The organism is Siccirubricoccus sp. G192, from assembly GCF_019084075.1.
In the GTDB taxonomy this organism is placed as follows: Bacteria; Pseudomonadota; Alphaproteobacteria; order Acetobacterales; family Acetobacteraceae; genus G192.
The window spans coordinates 5296273-5308238 of sequence record NZ_JAHREN010000001.1 but is presented as its reverse complement, the minus strand read 5'-3'; the positions used below and the strand labels follow the sequence as shown (position 1 = coordinate 5308238).

The window sequence follows — 11966 nt, the reverse complement described above, 5'->3', positions numbered from 1 at the left end:
GGTGCGGATTCCGATGCGGACAGGCGCTAGGCGGCGGGCGGTGCGGCCCGGCTTCACCCTGGTGGGATTGTTGGTGGTGCTGGTGATCCTCGGGCTGCTGGCGGCGGTCGCGGCGCCGCAGGCGATGCGCTATCTCGGTGGCGCACGGCACGATGCGGCGAAGCTGCAATTGCAGGGGCTGATCACCGCCATCGACCTCTACCGGCTGGATATCGGCCGCTATCCGAGCCGGGAGGAAGGGTTGGCCGCGCTGGTGCAGCGCCCGGCAGGCCAGGAGCGCTGGAACGGCCCCTATGTCCGCAAGTCCGAGCAGTTGCAGGACCCCTGGGGCCACCCCTACCGCTACCGCGTGCCGGGCGAGAACGGTCCCTACGACCTGTTCACCCTCGGCGCCGATGACCGTCCCGGCGGCTCCGCCGAGGATCGCGACGTGACGAGCTGGTAGCCGCATGCGCGCTTCCCCTCTCCGTGCCCCGGGATTCACGCTGCTGGAAACCCTGGTGGTGCTGCTGATCCTGTCGCTCGCGGCCACCGCCTTGCCGCGGCTCTGGGGCGCGGGGCACGGCGGGCTGGTGCGCGCGGCGGCGGAGGATGCGGCGGCGATGCTGCGCGAGGCGCGGCTGGCGGCGCGCGGCGGAGGGCGGGAGGCGCGGGTGGTCTTCGACACCGCGCTCGGCAGTTTCCGCCGCGCCGAGGGGGGCCGCACCGGCCGGGTGCCGCAGGGCGCGGCGTTGCTGGTGGAAGGCGCGGCGGCGGAGGCCGATGCCGATGGCCGTATCGCCATCCGCTTCGATGCCGAGGGCGGCTCCACCGGCGGGCGGGTGCGGGTGGCGCTCGGCGCGCTATCCTCGGCCGTCGAGGTAGATTGGCTGACGGGGCATGTCCGTGCACGGCCCTGATCGCAGCCCTGGTCCCTGGGCACCTGGTTTCAGCCTGGTGGAGGCGCTGGTGGCGCTGGTGGTGATCGGCGGCGCCGTGGCGGCGGTGCTGCCGCCGCTTGGCCGGGCGCTGCATGCCAAGGGCGAGCGCGAGACAGGGCTGGCCGGCGTGCTGCTGGCGCAATCCCTGCTCGAAGCCCATGCGCCGCCGGGCGCGGCACGGACGGGGCTTTGGGAAGGCCGCGCGGCGGAGGGCCCCTGGCGAGTCGAGATCGGCACCGGTGAGGCGGGACCGCGTGGTTCGGCGCTGTTCCCGGTGCGGGTGACGGTGGGCGGCTTCGCGCTGGATACGCTGCGGCCCGGCCCGGCGGTGGCGCCATGACGCGGCTCCGGCTGGCGCGCCCCGGCATGACCCTGGTGGAGACGCTGGTCGGGCTGGTGCTGCTCGGCCTGGTCTCGACACTGGGCCTGGCGAGTCTCGGCCTGGTGGGGCGGGCGGGGGCGGTGGCGGTTGCCGACAATACCGCGCTGACGGCGGTGCAGGACCTGCTGCGGCTGCGGCTGCTCGCCGCCGTGCCGGTGGTGGGCGAGGGATCAGGCGGCCGCCCGGCGGTGCTCTTCGAGGGCGGTGCGGAGCGCCTGGCCTTCATCACCGAATTGCCTGGCCGCTTCGGTGTGTCCGGGCTCGCGCTGGTGGGATTGCGGCGCGAGGCGGAGGCGGTGCAACTGCGCTGGCGGCCGCTGCGCGGCGCGGCCGAGGGCGAAGGCACTGCCGGCCGCCTGCTGCTGGAGAATGTGGCGATGCTCCGCCTGCGCTATTTCGGCGTGCCGCGGCCGCGCGAGGCGGCGGCCTGGCACGATGCATGGTCAGAGGCCAGCGCCCTGCCGGCGGTGGTGGGATTGGCCATCGCCTTCAAGCCGGGCGATACGCGCCACTGGCCGCCGCTGCTGGTCGCGCCGCGTCTGGCCGCCACCCGGATGCCTGGGGCATGAGCGGCCGCAGCGATATCGCCGCGCTGGCGGCCCGGGGGCGCGCCTTCGGGCGCTGGTGGCGGGAGGAACTGGCGGAGATGCTGCCGGCCCGGCTGCGCCGCGCCGGGCCGCGCCACCTGCTCGACCTGCGGGGCGAGGCGCCCTTTGTCGCGCGCGCCACGCGCACCGGCTGGCGGGCGTTGCTGCCCTTCGCGGCCGCCCGGCGCGGCGCGGCGATCCGGGCCCTCGCCGCCGAGGACCGGTTGGTGCTGGCGGTGCTGCCGGACTGGGTGCTGCGGCGGGTGCTGCGGCTGCCGGAAGCGGCGGAGGCCAGGCTCGACGCCGTGCTCGGCTTCGAGATCGAGCAGCATATTCCCTTCGCCGCGCATGAGGTGGTCTGGACTGCCCGCGTCCTGCGCCGTCTGCCGGAGCAGCAGCGGATCGAGGTGGAGGTGGCGATGCTGCCGCGGCATCTGGTCGCCGGCACCGCCGCTGCGCTGCGCGAGGCCGGGCTGGTGGCGCCGATCGTCGCGCGGCCGGACCCGGATGCCGCCTGGCCCGGCGTGCCGCTGGATGCGCTCGCTCCGCCGCGCCGCCGTTGGCGCAGCCTGGCCGAGGCCGGGCTCGCCGCCGGTGTGGCGCTGCTGCTGCTGCATCTGGCGCTCCAGGATCTCAGGCAGGGCGAGGCCGCGGTGGCGGCGCTGGAGGCGCGGGCCGCCACGGCGCGCGTCGCGGCCGGCCAGGTGCTGGCGCTGGAGGAGCGGGCGGCGGCGCTGCGGGCGCGGCTGGACCTGGCGGCGGCGCTGCGTGGCGATCGCCCCGCCGCGGTGGTGCTGCTGGAGGAATTGGCGGAGCGGCTGCCGGATGAGGTCTGGCTTTCGGAACTGCGGCTGACTGGCGATCAGCTCTCGCTGACCGGCTTTGCCGCCCGCGCCGATGGGCTGCTTGAGCTGCTGCATGCCTCGCCCATGCTGCGCGAGGTGCGCTTCTCCGCACCGGTCACGCGGGAGCGCCGCGAGACGGCGGAGCGTTTCCAGATCGCGCTCCGCCTGGTGGTCCCGGCCGCGGCCGATCCGCTGCGAACGGCCGGGCGATGACTGGGCTCTCGCAACCGGTGCGGCGGCTGGCAGCGCTCGGTCTGCTCGCGCTGCCGCTGCTGTTGGCATGGGCGCTGCTGCTGACGCCCTGGATGGAGGCGCGGGAGGCGCTGGTGCTGCGGCAGGACCGCGCTCTCGCGGTGGAATCGCGCGCCCTCGCCCTGGCCTCCCGCCGCCCGGCGCTGGAGGCCGAGGTGGCCGGGCTGCGCGAATCCCTGGCCGGCGCGGCGGAGGGCGTGCCGGGCGGCAGCCATGCGCTGGCCGGGGCGGGATTGCAGCGCCGGCTGCGGGAAGCGGCGGCCCGGCATGGCGGCATCGTGCAGAGCATCGAGACCCTGCCGGAAGGCCGGGCCGGAGATGGCATAATCGGCGTGCGAGCCCGACTGCAGACCGAGCCCGGCGGGCTGCGCGACCTGCTGACCGAGCTGGAAACCGGCCGAATGCTGCTGCAGGTGGCCTCGCTCAGCCTCACCCCGGCCGCCGGGCGCGGGGCCGCGCTGCGGCAGTTGGAAGTGCAGATCGAACTCCGCGGGCTGCGCGGCGGCCCGGAGGCGGCGCCATGAGGCTGCGGCTGCCCTTGCTGCTGCTGGCCTGTGGCGGGCTTGGCTGGCTCGCCCTGGCGGGGGAGGGCGGCCCTGGCGACCTGCCCGTGCCCACCGGGTTTGCCGAGGCGCCGCCACCCCGCCCCGCCAGCCCGCCCCCGCCGGGGCCGGCTGCCGGACCCTGGCCGGAGCAGGTGGCCCGCCCGCTTTTCGCCGCCACCCGGCGGCCGCCGGAACCACCGCCGGAGCCGGTGCCCCTCATGCTGGCCGCGCCGGGAATCGCCGCCGCCCGCGGCTGCCAGCGGCGTGGTGCTGCGGCCGGAAGGCGCGGTGGCATTGCTGCGGCTCGCGGATGACCGGACGGCGCGGGTGGTGGAGGGCGAGGAGGTCGAGGGCTGGCGGGTGGCGCGCATCTTTGCGGAAGGGGTGGATCTTACCCGCGGCGAGCAGCGGCTCACCCTGTTGGCACGGGCACTGGCGGCGGAGGGGCTTGCCCGGGGAGAATAGCTGCCGGGATAAGGATCTACTCGCGGACAGTATGCAATATAGCAGCAGGACCCGAATCCCTGCTTCTTTCATGAAGCGCAATAGGATTACTTTGGTATTTTAATATTTTGGCTCATCCAGATAAATATACACACCTATTTGAAACGACGCAGATTCGCTTTGCCCCCAGAATGACCCTCGATCTGTGGGGAACGGAGTGGAGAGCATGGTGACGCCCCTGGCCTTTACGGATGCCGGGCCCGACGGGAGCGGCCTCGCTCTCTCGAACAGCCTTGTCGCTGAAAACCAGGCCGGCGCCGTGATCGGAATGCTCACCGTGGCGGCGCCGGTGCCTCTCGCGGTGAGCTTCCAGGTGCTCGGTAGCGGCGGCCTGCCGGACAGCCGCTTCGAGGTGGATGTCTCGGGCGGCGCCCCGGCGCTCCGCCTGAAGCCCGGCATCGCCCTGGATTTCGAGGCGGCGTCCCAGGTGCCGCTGACGCTCCGCGCGAGTTTCACCGAGGCGGGCATGCCCGTGACCCTGCAGCGGAGCTTCACGCTCGGGGTGCTGGACCGCGACGACCCGGTCGTGATCACTCCCGGTGGCCAGGTCAGCGGCACGCTGACCGAGGACCAGAACATGCCGGCGCCGCCGGCACCGCCCATCCTGACCACTTCAGGCCAATTCGGCTTCACCGACCAGGATGCCGGCAGCCTGCATGGCGTCCGCTTCGACCTGAAGTCGGTGGTGAGCAGCGAGGCGGCGGTCGGCCCCGTCGCCCTCGGCACCTTCTCGGTGACGCATCAGGACACCGGCCCGGGAACCGGCCAGGTCACCTGGAATTTCGCGGTGGATGACCGCGCGATCCAGCAGCTTGGCGCGGGCGATACCCTGACGCAGGTCTATTCCGTCAGCGTCGGCACCAATGCGGCATTCGCGGCCAGCCCGACTCCGGCGATCGAGCAACACGACCAGCGCATGGCGGCCCTGGCCGGCGGCGGCTTCGTGCTGGTCTGGACCGGGATCCGCGAGGGCGAGGATTTCCCCAGCGTCCATGCCCGGCTCTTCGACGCCGGCGGCCATGCGACGACGGACGAATTCCGGGTCAATACCAGCAGCCCGGAGCTTGGCGCGCAGACCCCGACGGTGGCGGCGCTCAGCAGCGGCGGCTTCGTCGTGCTGTGGCGCTCGGATGGCGATGCCGGGCCGCTGCCCGGGGCCGGCGGCGGCGAACTGTCCTATGCCGTCTCCGGTCAGGTCTTCAATGCCGGCGGAGTTGCGATCGGCACCGAATTCCTCGCCAATACCACCCTGCCCGGCAACCAGGACCTGCCGGAGGTGATCGACCTGGCGGATGACCGCTTCCTGGTCACCTGGCGGTCGCAGGAGGAGCGGGATGATCCGCTTCCCGGCAACCCGACCAGCATCACCTCATTCCTGCAGGGCCAGATTTTCGAGACCGGACCGGACGGTGCCACCAAGCTGCCCGGCCCCGACCTGGTGACGCCGGCGGAATCCCGCATCACGCCGGACCAGGCGCCCACGGGCGAATCCCTGCTGCCCGATGTCGATGGCAGCCAGGTCATCGGCCTCGCCGGGGGTGGTTTCGTCGCGGTCTGGAATTGGGCTGAGCTGGATACCGGCTTCATCGGCGTGATCTTCCAGATGTTCGACAGCCAGGGCCAGAAGCTTGGCGTGCCCGTCTATGCGAACGATCTGGGGTATGCCCGGTACTCCGCCGACCAGTATGGCGGGCTCTGCACCACGCCGCTGGCGGATGGCGGCTTCGTCCTGTGCTGGCAGAGCGGCGGCGGCGCTTCCGAAGTCTGCATCCGCCTCTTCAACGCGGATTGCAGCCCGCGGGGCGACATCCTGCTGGTTGGCGGTGACCTCGACCCGGTCCTTGCCGTGGATCTGGAAGCCGTGCCGCTGGAAGGTGGCGGCTTCGTTGTGATCTGGCAGGGGTTGGAGGATTCCAGGGTCCGGGGCCAGGTCTTTTCGGCCGATGGCATGGCGGTCGGCAATCGCTTCGAGGCGGATGGCGGCGATGCTGCCGGCCTGCAATACGGGCCGCGCGTGGCGGCGACGGCGGGCGGCGGCTTCACCATCCTGTGGTCGGAACTGGGCGGCCAGGGCACCACGGTCTTCGCGCAGGCCTATACCGCCCTGGGCACCGCCGAGGGCGCCGGCTTCCCGGTCAGCCCGCAGGGACAGGGAACGCAGGAACTCGGCGAAATCATGGCCCTGCCGGGCGGCGGGGTCGTGGCGACCTGGCTTGCGGTCGGCTATGAGGGCACTTCCCTGCTGGGCCAGGTGGTGGGCGGCGGCGCCGGCGGGGCACGGCAGGACATCACGATCACCATCCAGGGGGTGAACGACCGGCCGACCGCGGTGCCGCTGATCGCCAATCCGGTCCCGCTGTCGGAGGCCGGGTTCGGCGTCGAGCATTCGAGCGCCGTCATCGGGCGCCTGGCCACCGCGGGGGTGCTCGGCGATGCCGACGCGGGGGGAGGCGGCGGCGCTGCGGGTGACGCAGGGCGCCCGGCAGGACCAGCCCCAGATCGACCTGGTCTTCCTGGAAACCTCGCCCGGGATCTTTGAGGCGACGCTCAGCGGCCTCTACGGCAACCTGTATATCCAGGCCAATGGCGACTACCGCTACGTGCTCGACAATGCGGATGACGATGTCCAGGCACTGACCGACGGGCAAAGGGTGAATGACGTCTTCGCCTATACGGTCGCCAATGGGGCCGGGGCGGAGAATCGCGCCTCCTCCACCATCACAGTGCAGATCCGCGGCACCAATGACCAGCCGATCGTCACGCCGGAGGCCGTGCTGATTGCGCTCGGCACCATCGGCGCCGGGTTGACCGGCCCGGTGGAGCGGGTGGGAAGCCTCGCCGACAACTTCAGCGATCCCGATGCCGTTCCGTTCGGTGTGCCGCTGACCGTGCGGGAAGCCTCCTGGGACAACCTGGCGCAGGCGCCGCTGGTCTTCGACCCGGCCACTCAGGAAGCGGCGATAGGCGGCCGGTTCGGCACGCTGTTCCTCCGGGCCAATGGCGGCTACCGCTACGTACTGGACCACACCGATCCCGACACCATCGCGCTGGGCACCAGCCCGCTTGTCTCCGAGGTCTTCCACTACACGGTGGCGAACGGGAATGGCGCCGGCGACCGCGCCTCCTCCACCATCACGGTGAACATCACCACGCCCTTCGGGCTGGTGGTGGGACATTCGGCGCTGGCCACGGCGCTGGATGCGGCGGAACTGCGCCTGCGGCTCGATGCCGAGGATCTTTTCGCCTCCTCGCCCGGAAGCGCCGGCGTGACCTACACGATCACCGCCGCGCCCCTCGGCCGGCTGCTGCTGAACGGCGTCGCGATCGGAGTGGGCGCGAGCTTCAGCCAGCAGGACATCAATGCCGGGCGGGTGGAATACATCGCAGGCCCTGTGGCGCTTGCCCCCGACATTGAGACATCGGATGGTGCGGTGTCGGGCACCGGCATCGGCTTCGCGGATGCGGTCGGCCTCAGCGTGGCGGATGGCCTGGGCAATACCGCCACCACCACGCTGGTGCTTGGCTATCAGGATTACGACACGGTCCAGGCGGCGCCCCGGATGGGCAAGTACCAGGGCGGCACTGGCAACGACTACCAGGTCGGGACCACGGCCGGCGACAGCATGCTGGGCGGGGCCGGCCATGACCTGATGATCGGTCGCCTCGGAGCCGATCTGCTGAACGCGCATGACGGCAATGACCGGCTCTTCGGCTATCAGGGGATGGACACGCTGCTCGGCGGCAATGGCGACGACCTGCTGGATGGCGGCCAGGATGCGGACTCGCTGGATGGCGGCGCCGGCAACGACCTGCTGTTCGGCGGGACGGGACTCGACACGCTGCTCGGCGGCTCCGGCAATGACCTGCTGGATGGCGGCACCGGCGCGGACCTGATGATCGGCGGCTTGGGGGACGACCTCTACATCGTCGACAATGCCGGCGATGTGGTGCAGGAAACCGGCGAGGGAATGGATAGCGTCCATTCCTCCATCACCTTCACCCTGCCCCGGCTGGTGGAGGCGCTGACCCTGGCCGGCAGCCTGGCGATCAACGGCACCGGCAATACCCTCGACAACAGCATCACCGGCAATGGCGCGGCGAACCTGCTCAAGGGCTTGGGCGGGAGCGACACACTGCTCGGCGGCGGCGGCAACGACACCTTGGATGGCGGAGCCGGCGCGGACAGCCTGGCGGGCGGCACCGGCGACGACCTCTATGTGGTGGACGACCTCGGCGATCTGGTGGTGGAACTGCTGGGTGAGGGGATCGACCTGGTGCAGTCCCTGGTGAGCTTCACCCTTGGCGCGGCGGTGGAGAACCTGACCCTGACCGGCGGCCAGGCGACCGATGGCGCCGGCAACGAACTGGGCAACAGCATCATCGGCAACAACGCCGCGAACCGCCTCTCCGGCCTCGATGGCGACGACAGCCTCTCGGGCCTCAACGGCGACGACTGGCTCTCGGGCGGCGCCGGCGCGGATACGCTGTTCGGCGGCGCCGGCAACGATACGCTGCAGGGCGGTGAGGGCGCCGACCAGTTGAACGGGCAGGCGGGGCTGGACGTGTTCCGCTATGCCTCGGCGGCGGAGGGGGGCGACACGATCCTGGCCTATTACATCCCGGAGGACGGCATCGAGATCTCGGCCGCCGGGTTCCAGGGCGGGCTGGAGACGGCCCTCGGCGTCCTGGATGCTGCCCGCTTCGTGAACGGCACCGTGGCGACGGCGGGTTTCGGCCAGTTCCTCTATGACCGGCCAAGCGGCGCGCTCCGCTGGGATGTGGACGGAACCGGCACGGCGGCGGCGGTGCTGCTGGCGATCTTCACCAATACCCCGGCGCTGCTGGCCAGCGAGATCCAGGTGATCGCCTGAGCCTGGCGGGAGTCTGGCGGCCACTTGTATCTCTCCCTTGCCTGCCGGGGCAGCTCCGGCGAGGCTGATCGTGGGCGGGAGCCCGTGGGCCGCTGGGGCTCTTGAGCCCGGGACTAGTACTACAGCCGTGTTTGGTCATGGTGGGTGGATTCAAGTGGTCGTCGCAACACCAAGGCGGAGGGTGGTTGCGATGGCGGGTCGGCGGCGTTCGGATCGGGCTTTGCGGGCGAAGTCTCCTTCGCCAGGCCGCCCGGGAGTAGCCCGGCGTGAGGACCAGCGGCGCTTCTGGACGTTGATTGCGGCGGGACAGTCGAGCTGGGACGCGGCGATCGGCGTGGGGGTGTCGGAGGCGGTTGGGTCCCGCTGGTTTCGGGAGGCGGGCGGGATGCCACCATCGACGCTCGGGCGGTCGTCAAAGCCGCCTTCGGGACGATACCTGTTGTTTGCGGAGCGCGAGGAGATTGCGCTGCTGCGAGCCCAGGGCTGTGGAGTGCGAGAGGTTGCCCGGCGGCTGCGACGGGCGGCATCGACGGTCTCGCGCGAGCTACGGCGCAATGCGGCCACGCGCAGCGGCAACCTGGAGTACAGGGCCACGACGGCGCAGTGGCATGCTGAGCGGGCGGCGCGGCGTCCGAAGCCGGCGAAGCTGGTGACGCACCCGGCGCTGAGGGCGTATGTGCAAGATCGGCTGGCGGGTGCCGTGGTCTCTCCAGGCGGGGCTACGGTGCCCGGACCGGCGGTGCCGTGGAAGGGCCGGCGGCATGGACCGAGGCAGCCTCGGCGCTGGGCGAGAGGATGGAGCCCGCAGCAGATCTCGCGGCGGCTGCGGCTCGACTTTCCTGGCGATGGTGCGATGCGGATCAGCCATGAGGCCATCTACCAGTCGCTCTACGTCCAGGGCCGCGGCGCGCTGCGCCGCGAGCTGACGGCCTGCCTGCGAACCGGGCGGGCGCTGCGCGTGCCGCGGGCGCGGAGCCGGGGGGCGCGGCAAGTCGCATGTCGCGCCCGAGGTGCTGATCAGCCAGCGCCCGGCGGAGGCGGACGACCGGGCCGTGCCGGGGCATTGGGAGGGAGACCTCATCCTTGGCCTTGGCAGCTCAGCAATCGGCACCCTGGTGGAGCGCACGACGCGGTTCACGATGCTGCTGCACCTGCCCCGCATGCCGGGTCATGGAGAGGGAACGCGCGTCAAGAACGGCCCGGCGCTGGCCGGGCATGGGGCGGAAGCGGTGCGCGACGCCATCACCCGCATGATCACCACCCTGCCGGAGGCGCTGCGCCGGTCGCTGACCTGGGACCAGGGGGCGGAGATGAGCGAGCACGCCCGGCTGCGGATCGACACCGGCGTGCAGGTGTACTTCTGCGAGCCGCACAGCCCGTGGCAGCGTGGCACGAACGAGAACACCAACGGGCTGCTGCGGCAGTACTTCCCGAAGGGGACTGACCTGAGCGCGCACGGCGCCGATGACCTCGCGGCCGTGGCTGCGGCGCTCAATGGCAGGCCTCGCAAGACGCTCGGCTGGAGAACGCCAGCCGAAGCGCTTGACGAGGCGCTGCGATCGGCTCAGGCAGGCGTTGCGACGACCAGTTGAGCCTGGGGTGTGTCCGTCTGTGCCAGTGGGCTCGGCGCGCACGCTGCTGATGGCGTCGTCGCCAAGTGGACCAGTGGAGCACGGCGTCCGGCCTGGATGGATGGTCCCAGACGAGACGCCAGAGCAGGCGCCGCACCTCGGGCACGGTGAGGGGCAGCAGGTCGGCCGCGAGATCGCGGCTGTCCTCTCCCCCCGACGGCGCCCTGGCGCAGGACGGCGAGGTAGGCGTGCGCCAGCATGGCGAGCGTGATGTGGCGGTGCCAGCCGGTCCAGGAGCGGACCTCGTAATGGTCGAGGCCGACCTCACCCTTGGCCTCCTCGAAGCAGCTCTCGATGGTCCAGCGGGTGCCCGCCACCCGCACCAGATCGGCCAGCGTGGCGGCTGCGGGCGCGAGGGTCAGGTAGTAGGTGAACCCCTCGGGCCTGGCGGTGCTGCGCCGGATCAGCAGGCCCTTCTGCCAGCCCGGGCCGGCCCCGCGACAGGGCAGCCAGGCCCAGTCGTAGAGACGCGGCCCCTTGGCGCCCTCGCCGGCGCTCAGCCGCTGCCAGCCGCCGGGCGGGATCTCGGCCAGCCATTCCTCGACCGGGACCAGGCCGAGCCGCTGCCCGGAGGTCACCGCCAGCACGTAGCCGCAGGGCCGGGCCTCGATGCCGCGCCGGAGGCGGCTGTCGGCGCCATAGACGCTGTCGCCGCTGACCCAGGCACAGGGGACGCCGGCCGTGAAGGCCCGCTGCAGCATCGCCAGGCCAAGTTCTGGCTTGGTGGCAAAGCTGGTCGCCGCCGGCACGCCGGCCCTGGCGCGCCGCGCGGCATCCGCCGCCCAGCCCTGCGGCAGGTAGAGCGCGCGGTCGATCAGCGCCCGCCCGTGCCGGCTGGCATAGCCGAGGAACACGCCGATCTGGCAGTTCTCGATCCGCCCCGCCGTGCCGCTGTACTGCCGCTGCACCCCGGCCGAGTGGGCGCCCTTCTTCAGGAAGCCGGTCTCGTCCAGCACCAGCACGGCGCTCGGGTCGCCCAGCTGCTCGACCACATAGGCGCGCAGGTCGTCTCGCACCGCCTCGGCGTTCCAGCGCGTCCGCGCGAGGAAGTCCTGCACCCGACCCGGGCTCGCCTGCCCGGCCGCCTCGGCCAACTGCCAGCCGTTCTTGCGCTCCAGGGGCGACAACAGCCCGCGCAGATAGGCCAGCGCCTCACCGCGCGGCTCCGCCCGGCCGAACCGCCGCCCCAGCCGAGCCGCCAAACCCTCCAGCTCCCGCGACCAGTCCTCAGCCGCCGCCAGCGCCACCATGGCACCCACCCCTCCGGATGCAGGCCATAACGCGCAAACACGGCTGTAGTACTAGCCTGAAAAATTCACCGGGCTGGGTGTGAGGGCGGGAAGCGCCACGGCGGCTCGCGTTTCGGTTGTGCGGGCGCGCGGCGTTGCCGCTGGCCTCGGGGCCAACTGTCGGCTGCGGATCGCGGGGT

The 11966-nt window shown here is 71.9% G+C and carries 11 protein-coding genes and 1 pseudogene; 11 read left to right on the top strand and 1 reads right to left on the bottom strand.

The window, feature by feature from the left end; translation table 11 throughout:
• Nucleotides 1-13: 13 nt before the first annotated feature.
• The 11 genes and pseudogenes from gspG (at nucleotide 14) to KSF81_RS25530 (ending at nucleotide 10498) form a co-directional block, all read left to right on the top strand.
• Nucleotides 14-445, top strand: coding sequence for a type II secretion system major pseudopilin GspG (gspG, locus tag KSF81_RS25590; RefSeq protein WP_217381365.1), 432 nt, complete (start codon nucleotides 14-16; stop codon nucleotides 443-445).
• Between the two features lie 4 nt (nucleotides 446-449).
• Nucleotides 450-899, top strand: coding sequence for a prepilin-type N-terminal cleavage/methylation domain-containing protein (locus KSF81_RS25585; protein WP_217381364.1), 450 nt, complete (start codon nucleotides 450-452; stop codon nucleotides 897-899).
• On the top strand, nucleotides 880-1260 hold the full coding sequence (locus KSF81_RS25580) for a type II secretion system protein (RefSeq protein ID WP_217381363.1): 381 nt from the start codon (nucleotides 880-882) through the stop codon (nucleotides 1258-1260). Before KSF81_RS25585 ends, KSF81_RS25580 begins: the two co-directional genes overlap by 20 nt.
• Nucleotides 1257-1871 (top strand): prepilin-type N-terminal cleavage/methylation domain-containing protein, encoded by a 615-nt coding sequence (locus tag KSF81_RS25575; RefSeq protein WP_217381362.1) that lies wholly within the window; start codon nucleotides 1257-1259, stop codon nucleotides 1869-1871. Before KSF81_RS25580 ends, KSF81_RS25575 begins: the two co-directional genes overlap by 4 nt.
• Complete coding sequence (locus tag KSF81_RS31205) at nucleotides 1868-2947, top strand: PilN domain-containing protein (protein WP_217381361.1); 1080 nt, start codon at nucleotides 1868-1870, stop codon at nucleotides 2945-2947. The genes KSF81_RS25575 and KSF81_RS31205 overlap by 4 nt, the downstream gene beginning before the upstream one ends.
• Nucleotides 2944-3510 (top strand): type II secretion system protein GspM, encoded by a 567-nt coding sequence (gene gspM, locus KSF81_RS25565; RefSeq protein WP_217381360.1) that lies wholly within the window; start codon nucleotides 2944-2946, stop codon nucleotides 3508-3510. Before KSF81_RS31205 ends, gspM begins: the two co-directional genes overlap by 4 nt.
• Nucleotides 3507-3845, top strand: a complete 339-nt coding sequence (locus KSF81_RS25560) for a hypothetical protein (RefSeq protein WP_217381359.1) — start codon at nucleotides 3507-3509, stop codon at nucleotides 3843-3845. The genes gspM and KSF81_RS25560 overlap by 4 nt, the downstream gene beginning before the upstream one ends.
• The gene (locus KSF81_RS25555) at nucleotides 3820-3996 is read left to right on the top strand and encodes a hypothetical protein (protein ID WP_217381358.1); all 177 of its coding nucleotides are present in this window, start codon (nucleotides 3820-3822) and stop codon (nucleotides 3994-3996) included. Before KSF81_RS25560 ends, KSF81_RS25555 begins: the two co-directional genes overlap by 26 nt.
• A 205-nt stretch (nucleotides 3997-4201) precedes the next feature.
• Complete coding sequence (locus KSF81_RS25550; protein WP_217381357.1) at nucleotides 4202-6574, top strand: hypothetical protein; 2373 nt, start codon at nucleotides 4202-4204, stop codon at nucleotides 6572-6574.
• Complete coding sequence (locus KSF81_RS31200; RefSeq protein ID WP_305801211.1) at nucleotides 6468-8906, top strand: VCBS domain-containing protein; 2439 nt, start codon at nucleotides 6468-6470, stop codon at nucleotides 8904-8906. The genes KSF81_RS25550 and KSF81_RS31200 overlap by 107 nt, the downstream gene beginning before the upstream one ends.
• A 190-nt stretch (nucleotides 8907-9096) precedes the next feature.
• Nucleotides 9097-10498, top strand: a pseudogene (locus KSF81_RS25530) (IS30 family transposase).
• Here KSF81_RS25530 and KSF81_RS25525 read toward each other — a convergent pair.
• Nucleotides 10471-11787: an IS701 family transposase gene (locus tag KSF81_RS25525; protein WP_254453746.1), complete on the bottom strand. Its 1317-nt coding sequence runs from the start codon at nucleotides 11785-11787 to the stop codon at nucleotides 10471-10473. The pseudogene KSF81_RS25530 and the gene KSF81_RS25525 overlap by 28 nt on opposite strands.
• Nucleotides 11788-11966: the final 179 nt, after the last annotated feature.

Coding starts and splice junctions, on each gene's coding strand:
- KSF81_RS25560 (WP_217381359.1), top strand. CDS start 3,507: ATGAGGCTGCGGCTGCCCTTGCTGCTGCTGGCCTGTGGCGGGCTTGGC.
- KSF81_RS25525 (WP_254453746.1), bottom strand. CDS start 11,787: ATGGTGGCGCTGGCGGCGGCTGAGGACTGGTCGCGGGAGCTGGAGGGT.
- KSF81_RS25580 (WP_217381363.1), top strand. CDS start 880: ATGTCCGTGCACGGCCCTGATCGCAGCCCTGGTCCCTGGGCACCTGGT.
- KSF81_RS25585 (WP_217381364.1), top strand. CDS start 450: ATGCGCGCTTCCCCTCTCCGTGCCCCGGGATTCACGCTGCTGGAAACC.
- KSF81_RS31205 (WP_217381361.1), top strand. CDS start 1,868: ATGAGCGGCCGCAGCGATATCGCCGCGCTGGCGGCCCGGGGGCGCGCC.
- gspG (WP_217381365.1), top strand. CDS start 14: ATGCGGACAGGCGCTAGGCGGCGGGCGGTGCGGCCCGGCTTCACCCTG.
- KSF81_RS25575 (WP_217381362.1), top strand. CDS start 1,257: ATGACGCGGCTCCGGCTGGCGCGCCCCGGCATGACCCTGGTGGAGACG.
- gspM (WP_217381360.1), top strand. CDS start 2,944: ATGACTGGGCTCTCGCAACCGGTGCGGCGGCTGGCAGCGCTCGGTCTG.
- KSF81_RS25550 (WP_217381357.1), top strand. CDS start 4,202: ATGGTGACGCCCCTGGCCTTTACGGATGCCGGGCCCGACGGGAGCGGC.
- KSF81_RS31200 (WP_305801211.1), top strand. CDS start 6,468: ATGCCGACGCGGGGGGAGGCGGCGGCGCTGCGGGTGACGCAGGGCGCC.